Annotated in this window: 17 protein-coding genes; 8 read left to right on the top strand and 9 right to left on the bottom strand. The window is 54.1% G+C overall.

The features are described 5' to 3' along the window. Window positions 1-21: 21 nt before the first annotated feature. Window positions 22-690, bottom strand: coding sequence for a carbon-nitrogen hydrolase family protein (locus MY052_RS09905; protein ID WP_248538714.1), 669 nt, complete (start codon window positions 688-690; stop codon window positions 22-24). 89 nt (window positions 691-779) lie between these two features. Further along, window positions 780-1,010, bottom strand: a complete 231-nt coding sequence (locus MY052_RS09910) for a DNA polymerase III subunit theta (protein ID WP_035891678.1) — start codon at window positions 1,008-1,010, stop codon at window positions 780-782. 137 nt (window positions 1,011-1,147) lie between these two features. On the opposite strand from MY052_RS09910, the gene yobA reads away from it, so the two are divergent. The 4 genes from yobA to lpxP all read left to right on the top strand — a co-directional run bounded on the left by yobA (window position 1,148) and on the right by lpxP (window position 4,422). Further along, complete coding sequence (gene yobA, locus MY052_RS09915; protein ID WP_202217749.1) at window positions 1,148-1,522, top strand: CopC domain-containing protein YobA; 375 nt, start codon at window positions 1,148-1,150, stop codon at window positions 1,520-1,522. A gap of 1 nt (window position 1,523) precedes the next feature. Further along, a complete protein-coding gene (gene copD, locus MY052_RS09920) occupies window positions 1,524-2,393 on the top strand; it encodes a copper homeostasis membrane protein CopD (protein WP_248538715.1) in 870 nt (289 codons plus the stop codon). A 12-nt stretch (window positions 2,394-2,405) separates the two neighbouring features. Then, window positions 2,406-2,744 carry a YebY family protein gene (locus tag MY052_RS09925; RefSeq protein ID WP_115074432.1) on the top strand — a complete coding sequence of 113 codons (339 nt, stop codon included), beginning with the start codon at window positions 2,406-2,408 and terminating at the stop codon, window positions 2,742-2,744. A gap of 742 nt (window positions 2,745-3,486) precedes the next feature. Beyond that, window positions 3,487-4,422, top strand: coding sequence for a kdo(2)-lipid IV(A) palmitoleoyltransferase (lpxP, locus tag MY052_RS09930; protein WP_035891672.1), 936 nt, complete (start codon window positions 3,487-3,489; stop codon window positions 4,420-4,422). A gap of 31 nt (window positions 4,423-4,453) precedes the next feature. Here the strand turns inward: lpxP and MY052_RS09935 are convergent, their stop codons facing one another. The 4 genes from MY052_RS09935 to yebS form a co-directional block, all read right to left on the bottom strand. Then, on the bottom strand, window positions 4,454-4,693 hold the full coding sequence (locus MY052_RS09935) for a YebV family protein (protein WP_035891671.1): 240 nt from the start codon (window positions 4,691-4,693) through the stop codon (window positions 4,454-4,456). Between the two features lie 110 nt (window positions 4,694-4,803). Further along, window positions 4,804-6,243, bottom strand: coding sequence for a 16S rRNA (cytosine(1407)-C(5))-methyltransferase RsmF (gene rsmF, locus MY052_RS09940; protein WP_248538716.1), 1,440 nt, complete (start codon window positions 6,241-6,243; stop codon window positions 4,804-4,806). 79 nt (window positions 6,244-6,322) lie between these two features. After that, the gene (locus MY052_RS09945) at window positions 6,323-8,956 is read right to left on the bottom strand and encodes a PqiB family protein (protein ID WP_202217753.1); all 2,634 of its coding nucleotides are present in this window, start codon (window positions 8,954-8,956) and stop codon (window positions 6,323-6,325) included. Continuing rightward, window positions 8,925-10,208, bottom strand: a complete 1,284-nt coding sequence (gene yebS / locus MY052_RS09950) for a paraquat-inducible protein A (protein ID WP_248538717.1) — start codon at window positions 10,206-10,208, stop codon at window positions 8,925-8,927. The genes MY052_RS09945 and yebS overlap by 32 nt, the downstream gene beginning before the upstream one ends. A gap of 143 nt (window positions 10,209-10,351) precedes the next feature. Here yebS and MY052_RS09955 point away from each other — a divergent pair, with 143 nt between their 5' ends. The 4 genes from MY052_RS09955 (at window position 10,352) to htpX (ending at window position 14,786) form a co-directional block, all read left to right on the top strand. After that, on the top strand, window positions 10,352-10,849 hold the full coding sequence (locus tag MY052_RS09955) for a GAF domain-containing protein (RefSeq protein WP_035891663.1): 498 nt from the start codon (window positions 10,352-10,354) through the stop codon (window positions 10,847-10,849). A gap of 97 nt (window positions 10,850-10,946) precedes the next feature. Next, entirely contained in the window at window positions 10,947-11,639 is a 693-nt protein-coding gene (gene proQ / locus MY052_RS09960) for an RNA chaperone ProQ (RefSeq protein WP_035891662.1), read from the top strand. Window positions 11,640-11,658: 19 nt separating this feature from the next. Continuing rightward, window positions 11,659-13,707, top strand: coding sequence for a carboxy terminal-processing peptidase (prc, locus tag MY052_RS09965; RefSeq protein WP_248538718.1), 2,049 nt, complete (start codon window positions 11,659-11,661; stop codon window positions 13,705-13,707). Between the two features lie 194 nt (window positions 13,708-13,901). Further along, window positions 13,902-14,786: a protease HtpX gene (gene htpX, locus MY052_RS09970; RefSeq protein ID WP_035891656.1), complete on the top strand. Its 885-nt coding sequence runs from the start codon at window positions 13,902-13,904 to the stop codon at window positions 14,784-14,786. 52 nt (window positions 14,787-14,838) lie between these two features. Here htpX and pgaD read toward each other — a convergent pair whose 3' ends face one another. The 3 genes from pgaD to pgaB are packed head-to-tail and all read right to left on the bottom strand — an operon-like array spanning window position 14,839 to window position 18,604. After that, window positions 14,839-15,273, bottom strand: coding sequence for a poly-beta-1,6-N-acetyl-D-glucosamine biosynthesis protein PgaD (pgaD, locus tag MY052_RS09975; RefSeq protein WP_035891655.1), 435 nt, complete (start codon window positions 15,271-15,273; stop codon window positions 14,839-14,841). After that, window positions 15,273-16,601 carry a poly-beta-1,6-N-acetyl-D-glucosamine synthase gene (pgaC, locus tag MY052_RS09980; protein WP_248538719.1) on the bottom strand — a complete coding sequence of 443 codons (1,329 nt, stop codon included), beginning with the start codon at window positions 16,599-16,601 and terminating at the stop codon, window positions 15,273-15,275. Before pgaC ends, pgaD begins: the two co-directional genes overlap by 1 nt. After that, the gene (gene pgaB / locus MY052_RS09985; RefSeq protein WP_248538720.1) at window positions 16,598-18,604 is read right to left on the bottom strand and encodes a poly-beta-1,6-N-acetyl-D-glucosamine N-deacetylase PgaB; all 2,007 of its coding nucleotides are present in this window, start codon (window positions 18,602-18,604) and stop codon (window positions 16,598-16,600) included. The genes pgaC and pgaB overlap by 4 nt, the downstream gene beginning before the upstream one ends. Window positions 18,605-18,608: the final 4 nt, after the last annotated feature.

Raw genomic sequence — 18,608 nt, forward strand, 5'->3', positions numbered from 1 at the left:
GCAAACTCCGGCCTAAAACGTTTAGCGTAATGGAATGATCTCGCCTTGCCAACCCTGGGCGCTCTTTCTGCCTGTCAGCAACAGTTCACCGCCGTCGGCGCGGACGATAAGCTGACCGTTTTCATCCCACAATGCGCTGCCGCCCGAAAACGTGCCGCTGGCATAGTTCGATTTTAAAACGGCAATGGCGTATTTGTGGGCGAAGCGCTGAAGCCGCTGGCTGGTGCGCTGCTGCTGTGGCTCCGCCATGGAGCTGACGGTTGCCAGCACTGAGGCTTGTGGGGAGAGTTCACACCCCTCATGGTTCAGCTCAAAGACGCTGATTTGATCTGATTCGGGAGCGAGACAGGTTCCCTGGCCTTGATGCTGCTTAATGAGGCCTGGGGTATGCGGGGCAAAAATGACAATACCCTTAATGCGTTTGCCGTCGTTGTCCATTGGCAGGCCAGCAATAATGGTCATTTGATGGCGCTGAGCGGCTTCGCTTAACGGCAAAAGCTGAGAATCGTCCGGCGGCGCAGGTAATGTCTGTTCGTCGTCAGGGCCGGTAAGCGAGAGCTCTGGAAATATCAATACCTTACAGGCCTGTTCGGCCGCGACATCGATAAACCGCAAATGGTGGGTGATGTTCTCCGCAACATCTCCCTTGCGGGGAGCATATTGCGCTGCTGCAATAGTCCATGTCAGCATCGTTGCATCCTTCAACACGTTGTCATTGGGCTTTTATTCCAGCTCATAGTATCAGGATTGGCGTAAGGAACTGTAACCAAGCGTAAGCTTTACTTGGATTTAGGCTCGTACGGCAGCCGGGAAAGATTGACGGAGGCCAAACGGTGCGTAATCAGGCGTTCGCGGAACCAGTCTCGCAGATGCGCTGGCTGTTCACGTTCAACCACTTCGGCGACGACCGGCATGTTATAGCGCTCTTTAAACGCCACGCCAGCGGCAGCCAGATCAACGTTCACTTTGTCCATCTCGTCTTGTGGTAGGGTTGCCAGATTGGTGTGCATGATTTTCTCCTTGGAATAACGCGCAAAAGTTACTAAGAGTATCGCAAAATGGCAAGTCCAGAGGGTGCTCATCTCGACGAGAACATTATACAGCGTTATTCTTTGTCATATATCGATAACAAAAGGGAATGATGGAAATGAAATTCACCGCGCCTCGCGCACTCAGTGCCATGGTGTTTGTCCTGGGTTCACTCAGTGCTTCATCCGTCTGGGCTCATGCCCATCTTCAGCAGCAAATCCCGGCAGCAAATTCAGCGGTCAGCCCCGCACCTCACGCATTAACGCTTAACTTCTCTGAAGGTGTTGAGCCTGGCTTCAGCGGTGTGACGCTGATGGGGCCAGATAAGCGCATTATTCCCGTTGGTAAAGCCACGCGTAGCGAAAGCGATAAAGCGCAGCTGGTTATTCCGCTGAACGAAACGCTGGGAGAGGGGCTGTACACCGTCGAATGGCACGTTGTTTCCGTCGACGGGCACAAGACTAAAGGTCAGTACCAGTTTAGCGTGAAGTAATATGCTGGCGGCTCTCTACGTTGGTTTGCGTTTTGCTCACTTTGCCGCGCTGATGGTGGCCTTTGGCTGCACGCTTTATGCGGGGTGGTGGGCACCTACAGAACTCAGGCGTTTGCTGGCCCAGCGCTTTTCTCGGCTACTGCGCAGCGCGTTAGCGGTAAGCGTGCTTTCAGCTATGTTGATGCTGGTGGTGCAGGGCGGGCTGATGGGCGACGGCTGGTCAGATACCTGGCGGCCCGAAGTCTGGCGGGCGGTGATACAGACTCACTTTGGCAGCGTCTGGCTGTGGGAGGTTGTCCTCGCGTGGGTCACATTAGGCATCGCCTGGGTTCAACCTCGACAGATGATGCGTCGGCTTTTGCTTCTGGGCGTCGCACAGTTTATCCTGCTGGCGGGTGTAGGGCATGCCGCCATGTATGACGGCGCGCTTGGTGTGCTGCAACGTATCAATCATGCGGTACATCTCCTTTGTGCTGGCGCATGGGTTGGCGGGCTGGTGCCGTTTCTTTATTGCCTGCGTCTGGCAAAAGGGCGCTGGCGTAAAGCGGCTATTGACACCATGATGCGCTTTTCCCGTTATGGGCACCTGGCGGTGGCTGGGGCGATTGCAAGCGGTCTGGTTAATGCCTGGCTGATTCAGGGTGGGCTTAGCGTTGCAACACCCTACGGGGTCGCGCTGTGGGTGAAGTGCGGCTTCGTGGCGTTAATGGTGATGGTCGCGTTGGCGAATCGTTATCTGCTGGTGCCGAGAATGTCGGCCGCGACGGAACTGACGCAGCGTATTTTCCTGCGAACCACGCAGGCGGAAATTGTCCTGGGGGCTCTGGTGCTGGCGTGTGTAAGCCTGTTCGCCACCTGGGAACCTTTTTAATTGAACTGGCGAATTATGAAAAAGATTATTCTCTCTTTGTTGTTACTTACCACCACCGGCTCAGCGTTGGCTGCACAGATTATTACCGTCAGCCGTTTTGAGGTGGGTAAGGAGAACTGGGCGTTCAACCGCGAAGAGGTCATGCTGACCTGTCGCCCTGATAATGCGCTGTACGTCATCAACCCGAGCACGCTGGTGCAGTATCCGCTTAATGATGTGGCTGAACAGCAGGTGAAAGCGGGCAAGACTCAGGCGCAGCCGCTAAGCATCATCCAGATTGACGATCCTAAACAGCCGGGTGTGAAAATGAGCCTGGCACCGTTTATCGAGCGAGCGAAGAAACTCTGCTGATTCTCAGAATATCTGTTTAAAAATCAATAAAAAACCGCAATCATTCTCATGGAATGGCTGCGGTTTTTTTATCTTATGCCGTTTATTCAACGAAATTTTTCAGCTCACAGCGGTTGTGGACTGGAAAACCTGTCACGGTCATCTATTCTTATAAAGCAAGGCGACTTAGCCTGCATTAATGCCAACTTTTAGCGCACGGCTCTCTCCCAAGAGCCATTTCCCTGGACCGAAAACAGGAATCGTTTTCGGTCTCTTTTTATCTGTCGTTTCCTTCCAACAGGTCAAACACGGTATACGACTCGCGTGCTTGTTAAACCAATGTAAACAGATTTTCTGCCGCATCCAAGTACTTTTGTGTCATTTCGCAAAAAAAAATTTCCGTGGAAATGTGATGCAGGAAATGGAACTGCTGAAAAACGCAGAAGAATCATTTCACTCACTAAAACCGCTATCGTGCTAATTATATTTATGCTCAGTATTAGAATAATTATTTCAATGCGTGAATAAAAATCGCTATTTTTTTTAAAAGAAAAAGCGCATGCTTGCGGCGAGTTAAGCCACAGCCTGCCACGCCGTATTACACCTCCGTATTCTGCCGTTTTGTAAATAAACGTCCGGACAGTGAATTTGTCGAATGCAGTACTGTCAAATACTCATACGTACCGCGTTAAGACAGAGGAATGGACTCATTTTTTTCTTAAGCGTTACCTTGTGCAGTGCTCCACGTTATCCGGAAAAAATGATGTTCCAGAATTTTGATGTTCGTTTGCTTCACCCACGTAATGGGTTGAAGTGGTTTGCGCTTGCTCTCTTATGGCTAGTAGTCCAACTCCCTTATCCGCTTTTACACCTGCTCGGTACCTCCGTCGGTAAAGCCTCGCGTCGTTTTCTGAAACGCCGTGAGCAAATTGCTACGCGCAACATTGAGCTCTGTTTCCCTCATATGACGGCGGAAGCGCGCGAAAAGCTGATTGAACAAAACTTTATGTCTTTGGGTATGGGGCTTATCGAAACCGGTATGGCCTGGTTCTGGAGCGATGCGCGCGTGCGCAAATGGTTTGATGTCGAAGGCTATGCCAACCTAATGCACGCGCTGACAGAGCAGCGTGGAGTGATGGTGGTTGGCGTGCACTTTATGTCGCTGGAATTAGGTGGCCGTGCGATGGGGCTGTGTCGTCCGATGATGGCAACCTATCGCCCGCACAACGACCCGTTGATGGAGTGGGTACAAACCACCGGGCGTCTGCGTTCAAACAAAGCGATGATCGATCGTCGTAACCTGCGTGGCCTGGTTCAGGCGCTGAAAGCGGGAGAAGCGGTGTGGTTTGCGCCGGATCAGGACTACGGCCCGAAAGGCAGCGTATTTGCTCCGTTTTTCTCGGTGAGCGAAGCGGCAACCACCAACGGTACTAACGTATTGTCACGCCTTTCCGGTGCGGCAATGCTGACCGTGACGATGGTGCGTAAGCCTGATACGAAAGGCTACACGCTGCACATTAGCGAAGCGATGACCGATTATCCTTGTGGGGATGAAGTGTCGGCGGCGAGCTATATGAACAAAATTATCGAACGCGAGATTTTACGTGCGCCGGAGCAGTATCTGTGGGTGCATCGTCGGTTTAAAACCCGACCGCGGGGAGAAGCATCGCTCTACAAAGTGGTGCCACACGCCAAATAAATAACCCGCCTATGGGCGGGTTCCTTTTGGGTTAGACAAGCCGCATAACCCAGGCATCAGACGGTTGATCGTAATGTTTGCGATAAAGCACTGAATGTTCGCCATCAAGAAGGGCCGGGATGCTGATATCGGCATCCCAGGCATCTAACTGCATGCACAAATCGGGATCGGACTTACAAGGGATGCTTAACGTTCGCTCGCCGTGTTGCTCGGCGTGCAGCACGGCATCATCAATTTCGAATGCGCCGATGCGTACGCTGGTTTTGCTCATAATGCTCTCCGTTAATCTGCTGACCGGTGTGGTACGACCAGTGGCCGTACCTTTTCATCCTAGCCAACACAGAGCATTTCGCCAATCAAAAAATGCGCTTTTTTTGTGCGCTACTCCGACCTGTTAGCAAAAAGTTTCCCATCGCGCACCAGTTCACGTGGATAGCTGTTCTTCAGACGTGAACCAATACGTTTTGCCAGCCCAAGCGGGAACCCCTGGAACGTGACGATGACATCATCCTGAGACGGGGCATTTCCCGGGTAGACGTCGCGACCACGATACCATTCCTGCGCGTCAGCTGATGTTAATTCGTGGCCGAGTTCAGCGGGGTTGGCCAGCGCAATCACCGCTTCATGCTGCCAGCGGAAGCCTTTATTGTGAGTTTCGGCAAGCTTAATACCAATGCGTGAGAAACGCACTTTACCCAGCAGCGGCTCGATTTCTTTCGGGAACAACCAGACTTCTTTGTCACGCTGCCATAGCACCAGCGACTCATCCCATTCAATACCGACGCGGCGTGCAGCATCGATGACGGTATGGGATTCTCGGGTTTTCATTGGTACGAACGGGAATTTACCCACTTTGTAGCCCGGCGCGGGCAGCGGGTCGATCGCCGCCGTTTTCTGCAGACGGGCCACGAAGAACCCTTCACAGTCATAAATCTGCGGGAAAACGTGCAGGTAACCTTCCGCAGTCAGCGCCTGGTCGGCAGTAGGGAAAAGGTCGCCTAACGGGAGAACGTGCACCGCATCGGGATAGCGCTCGAGCAGCCAGTTCACCACCGATTCATTCTCATCACGGTTGAGCGTGCAGGTGGAGTAGACCAGCGTACCGCCGGGGCGCAGGGCGTGAAATGCGCTGTCGATAAGCTCACGTTGGGTGTTGGCAATATCCTGATTGCTGGCAAGCGACCAGTTCTTCAGCGCGTCCGGGTCTTTGCGCACTACGCCTTCGCCGGAGCACGGCGCATCCAGCAAGATAGCGTCGAAGCACTCCGGCAACGCCGCGCCGAATACGCGACCATCAAAGTGGGTCAGTGCCGTATTGGCAATGCCGCAGCGGCTGATGTTGGCGTGCAGCACCTTGACCCGGCTGGCGGAAAATTCGTTAGCCAGCAGCATGCCGCGGTTTCCCATTCGGGCGGCAATCTGAGTGGTCTTAGAGCCAGGTGCGGCGGCGACATCCATCACTCGCGCAGGCGCGTCGCCGTCGGCAAACAGGGCCGCAACCGGCAGCATGGAACTCGCCTCCTGAATATAAAACAGACCGCTCAAATGCTCTGCGGTACTGCCCAGCGGGAACTCGTCTTCGTTATCACGCTCAATCCAGAAACCTTCGGCGCACCAGGGCACCGGCGTTAACTGCCAGCCATAAGGCGCGACCAGCGCCAGAAAATCATCGACGGTAATTTTGAGCGTGTTGACGCGAATACTCCGGCGCAGTGGGCGCTGGCAGGCATCAATAAATGCTTCAAAGGAGAGATTCTTCGGCATGGCCTCGCGCATTTGCGCAAGGAATTCATCGGGGAAAAAGACTGCGTTTTGAGCCACTGGCGAATACCACAAGGAGATAAAGAGCGCGCAGTTTACCATAAAAATGCGCCGGTGATGGGCACCGGCGCAGAGGTTGTTAGCGTGGCAGGGCGGTGCCCCATTCTCGCCATTCTTTCGGCTCTGACTCCAGCAGCAGGAAGTGTTTTCCTTCCTGCGCTTTTGGCGCCAGCGGAATGCCCGGTGGAGTGGCAAAGGCAATGCCGCCGCGGATGAACTGATTGAAGGTGCCGGTTTTAACCACGCCACCAATCAGCCCGAAATCGAGGCTGTAGCCAGAAGCCAGCCAGAACACCGAGTTGTTGCGTACCAGATGCTGATAACGTTGGCCGATGCGCATTTCGATCATCACGCGGTCGGAGAGGCTACCCAGGCGCAGACCGGTGACGGTCCCGACTTCAAGGCCACGGAATAATACCGGCGTGCCGATACTCAGCGAACCCGCTTCTGGTGCTTCGACGACGATGTTCAGGCCGTTGAGGTAGCGTGAGTCGGAGATGGTCGCTTCCTGCAGCTCAAAATCACGACGCATTTCACCGTGGCCCGGCTCGACGTTAACGTACGGCTGCAGCAAGGTATCCAGATGCTCAACGCCTGCCGCCGAAATTTGCGGCGTAATCACCGAGAAGCGAGTGCCGCGCCGGGCGAACGTTGACACGTACTCAGGGTAGAGCACGGCGCTGGCCTGGACTTCGTTGCGTGAGGCGTTCAGCTCAAGGCTTTGCACCTGGCCGATGTCGATACCGAGGTAGCGAATCGGCATGCCGGATGAGAGCTTATCGGCATCAAAGGCGTGTAGCGTTATCTGCCCGCCGATAGCACGAGCGGCGGTTTCTGATGCATAAAGCAGGCGTTTGTCACCCTTGCGGCTGCCTGCGCCGGCAGCGTTGAGATTATCGAAGCTGATAGCCCCTTTCAGCGCACGTGAAAGCGGTGAGGCTTGCACCGTTAGCCCGCTGCCGTTCAGCTGCACTTTCGCACCCCCTTCAGCCCAGAACACGCTATTTGGGGTCAGCAGTGAGCGGTATTCCGGTTTAATGTGAACTGCGATATCGAACGCATTAGCGCGCGGCTGCACCGAGGTGACTTCGCCGACTTCAAACTTACGATACAGCACGATAGAACCGGTCTGAATATCCGGCAGGGTATCGGCGGTCAGCATCAGGGTCGTGGTAGGGTAGTCGCTTAAATTGTTCTCCTGCGCTTTCTCGAGATTAGAGAACAGCGGGTAGCTCGCCTTCATTGGTCCTTTTTCGCCAGGCAGAATGCGAATGCCGCCGCTTAACCACTCATTGGCGCTGGCACCTAAGAATTCAACGCCGTCGATACCCACTTTGACATCCATCTTGCTGTTGACCACAAATTTGCTGTCGCCGTGGAGCAGGTCGCGGTACTGCGGGTCGATGGCTACCGCAAAGCTAATACCTTTCGCACTCAGCGTGCGTTCCATCACCTGACCGATTCTGACCCCGTGCAGCATGATAGGCTGTCCGGCATCAATGCCGTAGCTTTCCGGCGCGGTCAGCGTCAGCGTCAGGACGCCAGGCTGTTGCAGTAACGTTTTGTCGGCGGCCAACACGGTAAAGCGGTCTTTTGGTTCGCCGTCACCGGGTACCAGTTCAAACGTACTGCCGGTCAGCAGGGTGCTCAGATTCGGATTATCCAGCGACAGCTTAGGCTGATTCAGTTCAATCCGGGTTTTTTCTCGCAGCAGCGAGACGACGCTCGGGTCAACGGTCATTTCACCGGTAACGGAGCTATCCGGATTCAGCGTCAGTTTGGTCAACTGACCCACTTCCAGCCCTTGGTAGAGCATGGGCGTGGAACCCGCTTTCAAACCGTCGCCGCTCGGCAGCTGAAGCTGGATCAACACGCCACGTTGGCTGTGGGCGAGGTCTTCATAGAGGCCATACTCATCGTTTTGCGCAGCGGCCTGCGAGTCGGGCGGTGAATCAAAAGCGATAGCACCGTTGACCAGCGCCGCGAGGCTTTCGAGCTGCACTTTGGCACCGCTCAGCCCTACATCCGCTTTAATGCCCGACACGTTCCAGAAGCGGCTGCCTTTTTTCACCAGATTGGTGAAACGACGCTCAATCAGGACATCAATGGTTACGCCCTGATTGTTTGGATTAATGGCGTAATCATAAACGCGTCCCACGGGGATTTTGCGGAAATAGACCAGCGAGCCGCTGTTGAGCGAGCCTAAATCCGGCGCGTGCAGGTGGATCATCAGTTCGCCGTTGTTCAGGCGATATTTCGGCTGCGTGTCCAGTGCGGTGAAGTGATCGCGCGCTTCGCCTTTACCGGGCATCATGCCGATATAGTTACCGCCAACCAGCGCATCAAGCCCGGACACGCCAGCGAGGGACGCTTTCGGGGTCACCAGCCAGAACTGAGTTTCGTCGCGCAGGGCGTCTTCCATATCGCTTTTAATGCTCGCGCGCACTTCAATCTTGCTGCGGTCCTCGGCGAGGCGAATGTCCTGAACGGTACCGACCTCGACGCCCTGGAAGCGCACAGGGGTACGTCCCGGGACAATACCGTCTGCCGACATGAAGTCGATAGTAATGGTGGTACCGCGATCCTCGTAGCTGTTCCAGATTAGCCAGCCAGCAATCATCAGAGCGATGACCGGCAGCAGCCAGAACGGAGAGATGCGGCGTTTGGTTTTAATTCGCGCCTCAGTCTGTGAAGCGGGCGTTTCCTGACTCATGTGCGTCCCAAAGTAAGCGGCTGTCCAGCCATTCAACAGCAAGAATAGTTAATATTACCGCAGCGCCAAAATAAAATGCAGCGGGGCCCATCGTGAAGGCGAGAAGCTGATCGCGATTGATGAGCGACATGGTTAACGAAATGACAAACAGATCGAGCATTGACCAACGGCCAATCCAGGTGACAAAACGCAGCAGCAGTATACGCGTGCGCAGCCCCTGTTCACATTTAAAGTGGATGCTAATGAGTAGCGTCAGCATCACGATGATTTTGGTAAACGGCACCAGAATACTGGCGATGAATACCACCGCCGCGACCGCGATGTTACTGTTAGCCAGCGACATGATACCGGAGAGGATAGTGTCGGTCTGACGCCCACCGTTGACGTAGATAACGGAGATAGGCAGCAGGTTAGCCGGGATCAGAAAGACAATGGAGCTGACCAGCGCCGCCCAACTTTTTTGCAGGCTCTGTCGGCGCCGGTAGCGCAGCGGCGTATGGCAACGGCGACAGCGACCACGGGTATCGGCGTGCCCGGTGTAACCGCACGCAATGCAAACCCGCAGGTTGGCATCGGGCCGCGTTGAAGGGCGCTGCGGATAAAAACGCTCCCACAGCTGTTCAACGTTAAGGTGAATCAGGGTCAGAATGCTGAGCACCACCAGAGAGATAAAGGCGAACAGGCCAATTCCCGGCTGCAGGAAGGCATAGTCCTGGACTTTGATCGAGGCGACCGCGATGCCAACCAGGTAAATATCCAGCATCACCCACTCTTTGAGCTTATCGAGCATCAGCAGGACAGGGCGCAGATTCATGCCCAGAATATTACCGAGCCACAGATAGGCAATGGAGACGACCAGCACAGCAGGCGCGCCGACGGTGCAAAAGAAAACCATTGCTGCGGTAATCGGGTCACCCTGGTCAGTCATCTGCCAGATCCCCGACAACAGATTGGCGTCAATACGCACCCCCAGCAGATGAAGACGCAGCAGTGGCTCACTCCAGGCGAACGGCATCAGTAACAGCATGGTGATGGCCATCGCGCCAAGGCGAGTCAATGACCAGTCGCGCCCGTCGCGCACTTTGGCGTTACAGCGTGGACAATAGGCACTTTGCGATGATTTTACGACCGGTAACCGAAAAAGCATATCGCACTGCGGGCAACGTTGGTAATGTGCCCACGGCAACGGTGCATCAATCTTGTGAATATGTATTTTTTTCGACGGCGTTATGCGTGATGTTTTCAGTGCCATTTATTACATTGAGAAATGAATGTATAACTCTATCTTAACCTAAGTATCGATTCATCTTGAGCCCGAACGCACTTAATGCGTATTTTATAAGGCGATAAGCTGAGTAATGCATCAGTAACACCGTAAACAATAATGGTTATATAATGAGCAAAACAGAATTTTACGCGGATCTTAACCGCGATTTTCAGGCATTGATGGCAGGTGAAACGAGTTTTTTAGCTGTAATCTCTAATACCAGCGCGCTGCTGTACGAGCGTCTTTCTGAGGTGAACTGGGCGGGATTTTATCTGCTGGAAGGCAAAACGCTGGTCCTTGGGCCATTCCAGGGCAAAATTGCCTGCGTGCGTATTCCGGTTGGCCGTGGCGTCTGTGGTACTGCCGTGGCTGAAAATCGCGTGCAGCGCATTGAAGATGTCCATGCCTTTGATGGTCACATTGCCTGTGACGCAGCCAGCAATGCCGAAATCGTCCTGCCTCTTGAGGTGAACGGTCAGGTTATTGGTGTGCTGGACATCGACAGCACGGTCTTCTCCCGCTTTAGCGAAGAAGATGAAAAGGGCTTGCGTGAACTGGTCGGCCACCTTCAAAAAGTGCTTGAAGCGACCGATTATCAAAAATTCTTTGCCCCCGTCGAAGGATAATCAACGGATAACGTAGCATTTACGGATTGCGTCATTATAATGTCGCCTGTTCATGCCTGCGGCTTGTTGGCTACGTCCGTTGTAATCAGGAAATTTCATGGAAAATCAACCTAAGTTGAACAGCAGTAAAGAAGTTATCGCATTCTTAGCCGAACGTTTCCCGCAGTGCTTTAGCGCGGAAGGTGAGGCTCGCCCCCTGAAAGTCGGTATTTTTCAGGATCTCGTAGCGCGTGTTGAAGGGGAAATGAACCTCAGCAAAACTCAACTGCGCTCCGCATTACGTCTTTATACTTCAAGCTGGCGCTACCTCTACGGTATCAAAGCGGGTGCAGTACGCGTCGATCTCGACGGCAACCCATGCGGCGAACTCGACGAGCAGCACGTGGCGCACGCGCGTCAGCAGCTTGAAGAAGCGAAAGCTCGCGTTCAGGCGCAGCGCGCTGAACAGCAGGCAAAAAAACGCGAAGCGGCTGCTGCTGCGGGCGAACAGGGTGACGCACCACGTCGTGAGCGTAAACCACGTCCTCCAGTACGTCGTAAAGAAGGGGCCGAACGTAAACCACGCGCCGCCGCAGCTAAACCTGCAGCTAAGCCAGTTCGCGAAGTCCGCGAAGAGAAGTTTACCCCGGTATCCGATCTGTCCGCGCTGACGGTCGGCCAGTCCCTGAAAGTTAAAGCCGGCAATAACGCCATGGATGCGACCATCCTGGAAATCACCAAAGATGGCGTTCGCGTTCAGCTTACTTCTGGTATGTCAATGATTGTACGCGCAGAACACCTGGTGTTCTGAAACGGAGGCCTGGCCAGGCATGAACAAATTCTTTAGGCTCTCCGCGCTTGCTGGTCTGTTATTGATAACAGGCCAGGTCTTAGCGGTGGAAGATATTACCCGTGTTGATCAGCTTCCTGTTCTTAAGGAAGAGACGCAACACGCGACGGTGAGCGAGCGCGTAACCTCGCGCTTTACCCGTTCTCACTACCGCCAGTTCGATCTCGACGAGGCTTTTTCAGCCAAAATCTTCACCCGCTATCTGAACCTGCTGGACTATAGCCACAATGTGCTGTTGGCCAGCGACGTTGAGCAGTTCTCAGCGAAGAAAGGGCAGATTGGCGATGAGCTGCGTTCTGGCAAACTTGATGTCTTTTACGATCTCTACAATCTGGCGCAAAAACGCCGTTTTGAGCGCTATCAGTACGCGCTGAAGGTGCTTGAGCGCCCGATGGATTTCACCGGCTCCGATACCTTTAATCTTGACCGCAGCAAAGCGCCGTGGCCGAAAGATGAAGCCGAATTGAATAAGCTTTGGGACGGCAAGGTCAAATTTGACCAGTTGAGCCTGAAGCTTGCGGGCAAAGACGATAAAGAGATTCACGATACGCTGGCGCGTCGCTATAAGTTCGCGATCCGCCGCCTGGCGCAAACCAACAGCGAAGATGTGTTCTCGCTGGCGATGACCTCTTTTGCGCGCGAAATCGACCCGCATACCAACTACCTCTCTCCGCGTAACACCGAGCAGTTTAATACCGAAATGAGCCTGTCTCTGGAAGGTATCGGCGCGGTGCTGCAGATGGACGACGACTACACCGTGATTAACTCCATGGTGGCAGGCGGTCCGGCGGCGAAGAGCAAGGCGATAAGCGTAGGCGATCGTATCGTTGGCGTCGGCCAGACCGGTAAAGGCATGGTTGATGTAATCGGTTGGCGTCTTGACGATGTGGTGGCGCTGATTAAAGGACCGAAGGGCAGCAAAGTGCGTCTGGAAGTCCTGCCTGCTGGCAAAGGTTCGAAAACCCGTATCGTGACCCTGACCCGCGAGCGTATTCGTCTTGAAGACCGCGCGGTGAAAATGTCGATTAAAGGTACAGGTAAAGATAAAGTTGGCGTACTGGATATTCCAGGATTCTACGTTGGCCTCACTGAAGACGTGAAGGTTCAACTGCAGAAGCTGGAAAAACAGAACGTCAGCAGCGTGATTATCGATCTCCGTAGCAACGGCGGCGGTGCGCTGACCGAGGCGGTTTCGCTCTCTGGTCTGTTCATTCCTTCCGGCCCGGTGGTGCAGGTACGTGATAACAACGGCAAAGTTCGCGAAGACAGCGATACTGACGGCGTGGTGTATTACAAAGGCCCGCTGGTGGTGCTGGTTGACCGCTTCAGTGCTTCGGCGTCGGAAATCTTTGCTGCGGCGATGCAGGACTATGGTCGTGCGCTGATTGTCGGTGAACCGACCTTCGGTAAAGGCACCGTCCAGCAGTACCGTTCGCTGAACCGTATCTACGATCAGATGCTGCGTCCTGAATGGCCTGCGCTGGGTTCCGTCCAGTACACCATCCAGAAGTTCTACCGTATCAACGGCGGCAGTACCCAGCGTAAAGGAGTAACGCCGGATATCATGATGCCTACCGGCACGGAAGAGACCGAAACCGGTGAGAAGTTTGAAGACAACGCACTGCCGTGGGACAGCATTAATGCTGCCACCTATGTGAAGTCTGGCGACATGAAACCGTTTGAACCAGAACTGCTGAAGCTGCATAGCGATCGCATCGCAAAAGATCCAGAGTTCCAGTACATCGCCAAAGATATTGCCCACTTCAACGCATTGAAGGATAAGCGCAGTATCGTGTCTCTGAACTACGCCCAGCGTGAGAAAGAGAACGAAGAGGATGATGCAACCCGTCTGGCGCGGATTAACGATCGCTACAAGCGAGAAGGTAAGCCAGCGCTGAAGAAACTGGAAGATCTGCCAAAAGACTACAAAGAGCCGGATCCATACCTTGATGAGACGGTGGATATTGCCATCGATCTGGCAAGGCTTGAGAAGGCTGCCCCGGCAGAACAGCCGGCGGCGAGCAAGTAAGACTCTGACAGGCACAAGCAATTGTGCCTGTTTTTTTATCTCTCTCTTCTTCTCGTAAACAACTATGCTACAAAATGTAAAGTTGTGTCTTTCTCGTGACTTAGCCTAACGTAATCGTTGAAAATTCCCGGATTACCCCTACGATATGGGTAATCGCATAGTGCGTTTTGTTAAAAAGAGGTTAAAAGTAAATTATGATGCGAATCGCGCTCTTCCTGATGACCAACCTGGCAGTGATGGTTGTGTTTGGGCTGGTGCTAAGCCTGACAGGAATTCAGTCGAGCAGCATGACCGGCCTGCTGATTATGGCGCTGTTATTTGGTTTCGGCGGTTCCATTGTGTCATTGATGATGTCGAAATGGATGGCGCTGAAATCCGTCGGTGGGGAAGTGATTGAACAGCCGCGTACCGAACAGGAACGCTGGTTGGTGGATACCGTTGCGCGTCAGGCGCAGCAGGTGGGTATTGCTATGCCACAGGTCGCGCTGTATCACGCGCCGGACATGAACGCCTTTGCTACCGGCGCACGTCGTGATGCGTCGCTGGTGGCCGTGAGCACCGGTCTGCTGCAGAACATGAGCCGTGACGAAGCCGAGGCGGTCATTGCCCATGAAATCAGCCACATTGCTAACGGCGATATGGTGACCATGACCCTGATTCAGGGCATCGTGAACACCTTCGTTATCTTTATCTCTCGCGTTATTGCGCAGATTGCGGCCGGTTTCCTCGGCGGCAACCGTGATGATGGTGAAGAGAGCAGCAACGGCAACCCGCTGATTTATTTCGCGGTGGCTACGGTGCTGGAGCTGGTATTCGGTATTCTGGCGAGCATTATCACCATGTGGTTCTCACGCTACCGTGAATTCCACGCCGATGCGGGTTCCGCAAAGCTGGTGGGTCGCGAGAAAATGATTGCTGCGCTGCAGCGTCTGAAAACCAGCTATGAACCGCAGGAAGCCAGCAGCATGATGGCATTCTGCATCAACGGTAAATCCAAATCGCTGAGCGAAATGTTCATGACTCACCCACCGTTGGATAAGCGTATCGAAGCGCTGCGCAGCGGCGAGTACATGAAATAATCCCTCGGGGTTCTGAGAATGCCAGTCGGTAACACGACTGGCATTATTGTTTTTACTCCTCAACTTCTTCCTGCCGATTAATCTTTAAATCAATAATGCGGCCAATTCCATCGTGATAGACCGTGAGCAGATTATTACGGCTCATCTCCGAAATGATTTGGGGTTCAACCTCAAAGCTTCTTGCCAGTTCGTCCCGCGGCAACGCCAACCGCCAGGTATGACGGCGAGCGTGGGATCGCCGTCGGTTGTACTGGTACCAGATAATCAGCAGCCAGCCGTTAAGCGCGGCAATCAGCAAATAGGCCAGCACCGCATTAAACGATCCGGTAATCGCGTCCCAGCGGCCATATTTCTGCTCGGTAAACTGCATCAGCAGATTAGCGTACAGAAAAAACAGAAAACCGCACCAGGCGAGCGCCGTGAGCACGGCATCAAAAAGCCGGGGAAACGGTCGGTGCTCGGTTAAAATTAACGTACTTTCGTTCATCAAATGCTCCTTTTTCCACGATCCGGACTTACCCAGCGAGCCCTTGCGCGCTGGCGTTTCAACATGACTTTGGGAAAGGCAGCCACGGTGGTAAATAGCCCAATCATCCAGTAAACCATCGGAAACCAAATGACCCAGAACAGCGCCCCGGCGACCTGTTTTTCATAGCGCCGCTCAATGTACAAACTGACGACGAATTGCAGCAGACACATGATCCCTAGCAGCATTCCGGTAAAGCCCGGAGGGAAAAGACTCTCCACCGTCAGGTTTGCCGGAAGCGGTGCGAGATAGCTGAGGATAAAAAGCAGCACCGTTGTCGCGTAAGCAAAGGCCCAGAATGTTGACAGGGCGTACTCGGCAAACAGCGGCCACATGCGGTGATGCTCCCAGCGGGTCAGAATGCGTAGATTCACCAGAAACACTTCTGCGCCGCCCTGTGCCCAGCGAAGCCGCTGTCGCCACAGGCCTTTTAAGGTTTCCGGCATTAAAATCCAGCACAGTGCGCGCGGTTCGAAGAAGATGTCCCAGTGATGGAGCTGGAGCTTCCAGCTGATATCGATATCTTCGGTTATCATGTCCGGGCTCCAGTAGCCTACCTCGGCCAGCGCCTGTCGGCGAAAGGCGGCAATGACGCCTGAGACGGTAAATACGCGGCCATAAATCCGCTGCGTACGTTTGATTAGCCCGATAATGGATGAAAACTCGCCCACCTGAATGCGCCCGATAAGCGTAGAACGCGTGCGGATGCGCGGGTTGCCGGTGACCGCACCGACGTGGGGATACTGAATCAAGGGCGCCACCAGATAGGCTGCGGTATCGCGGTCAAGCAGGGCGTCGCCGTCAATACAGACCAGCAGGTCGCCTCTGGCCGCCGCAGCACCCGCTTTCAAGGCTACCGCTTTTCCCTGATTTTCCGCCAGATGGATAACCCTCAGCCCCGGTTGTTCTTGCGCTATCTGCGCTAATACGTCCGCGGTGTTATCGGAAGATCCGTCGTTAATGGCGATAACCTCAATATTGGGATACCGCTGCGCCATGGCGGCCGCGATGGTCTCGCGAGCGTTCTGGGCTTCGTTAAAACAGGGGATCAGAATCGACACCAGCGGGTTACCCGGTAATGATGGCGCAGGCATGTCGTGGCTCCACGGCCAGTGTCGTTCCAGTTGAAACCAGAAATAGAGCCCGCCGGTTATCCATAATACCGACATAAACAGCGGCCAGAAAAAGACGAAATCCAGAATCAGTTCACCGGTAAATACGGCGGCGACGCCAAACGGTAGCCCGAAAACCAGACATAAAATGCAAAAAGCGAGCAGACGATCGGTCATTTGTTTGGGTACCAATACGATGAGAATTCAGGCCTGATTTGTGAAATATCAGGTTGGTTATGGATAAAATCGTCGGGGTAGTAGCCGTAATTTTTAACGCCCTGTAGCTGAAGCAGACGCATCCACGCCACCATCTGCTTATCAGCAATGGCGCGATGTTGATTCCAGTCTCTGGCTTGTAGCTCAAAAATAGTTTTGTTAAGCCCACCAGGGCGCTGTGCGACGGCGTTCACCACGCGCGTCAGCCACTCATCGCTGTTTTTCGCGGGTACGGATTCCATTAATGGCATCGCCATCGGAACGGTCCAGTCATAAGCCCGGAGAAAATCATCCAGATTTTGCGCAAACCAGGCTTCGCTTTCGGGTTCAATAAGCGGCAGCGCGAAAATATTGCGTGCTGTTTTTATCTGTGGGCCGCGAATGGCTTTAGCGGCCAGGCTCAGGCGTTGGGTGAAATCGATAAGCTTCTGGCTTTTAAAACGAGTCCAGGCGTGTAGCGCAGACGGCGTTTGCTGGAAGTGATGCATATCGAACGCACGTCCTGTGCGTTGCCAAGCTTGCAGGGCATCTGGGCTAATATCCTCATAATCCGTCAGCACGGCATCATCATGGAACAGAATGCCGTTGAAGGGGGCGTAGCGGGCGAGATCCTGATAAATATCGATGACCTGCTGCTGCGTTTGCGGGTTCCACGGCGAGAGCCGCACGTAGGGTTCAGTGGACATCTGCGCGCGTTGGGTTTTCGGGTCCCAGCGCTGCACGCGGGGAAGTGAAGACGCGAGGTTGAAGGAGAGTACGGGCATCCAGGCGAACACCTGGACCTTCGCGCGGGTTTGCAATTGCCAGGCGACAAAGTTAAACAGGTCGGCGCGCACGGGGAGATGGCGGTTGGGGAAATAGAGCGCGTTAATTTTGCCATCGCCAACCGGGTCTGAAAACGCCTGTAGAAAGACGTGGGTGATTTTCATGTCGTAGACACGCTGCACCAGTTTATCGATGTTGCGGGTCTGCTGTGCGGTATCGCGGTCGTAGACATAATCGAGGTCGACGTGCATCACGCGGACGGGTTCCTGTTCCTGAACCTGCGTGACCGTACTGGCAAACGTCTTGATAGAAGGATTTCCTGAGATAAGCAGGCGAGGAATATTATCAAGATGGTGCACGTCGCCAAGTCCATCGGCAAGCGTGAAGGCCAACTGATAACCCTGACGTTTTGCAATGGCAAGCGACGTGCCGTTTGCCTCGCCGTAAGGCCATACCCAGGCGCGCGGTGCTTTGCCGGTCACTTGTTCGATTTTGCTGGTAACGTGGCGTACGTCTTCGCTAATACGCTGGTCGAACTGGGCGTCGGTTTCATAGCGCCCGGTGGTTTTATCGTAGAATCGATTGGCGATGGCGGGTTCGAGACTGCCTTGAGGGTTCGCTTGAATACCGTAATGGGAAGCCCAGGTATGGGCACCAATTTCGACCCGTGAAGAGTGGCTCAATTCACGGACCATGTCCCAGGTAGCAAAGCGTTCACGCGGGGTCATCAGCCCGCCGAAGTTAACCGCCTGTCGCTCTGGAGTATCAACCCAGCTTCCGACCGGCGCCCACAGAGCAGGGACGTCCCAGGCCTGAAGCAGCGGCCAGACGCGGGTATAAAAACTGCTGTAGCCATCATCAAAGCTCAACAGAAACGCTTTTGGCGGCAGCGTTTTACGCCCCTGGTGCGCGTCCAGAATGTCCTGAACGCTGATGGCTCGATAACCGTTATGGAGCAGCCAGCCAATCTGATCGTTGAGGGCACTGGTTCGTACCGTCAGATAGCGTTGATCGGCTGCATCATCTTCGACATCGTGATAAGCCAGCACCAGAAAGCGATTGGTGGGCCACGGTTTTTCTGCCTCCAGCGGCGTTCTATTTTGTGGTGGAATAAAGGTCAGCGGTTTGGCACAAACTCCCGCACTCAGGCACAACCAACCGGTGAGAACCAGGCGGCAACCCAGACTTCTGTTCAACATAATC

The organism is Kluyvera ascorbata, from assembly GCF_023195735.1.
Lineage (GTDB): Bacteria > Pseudomonadota > Gammaproteobacteria > Enterobacterales > Enterobacteriaceae > Kluyvera > Kluyvera ascorbata.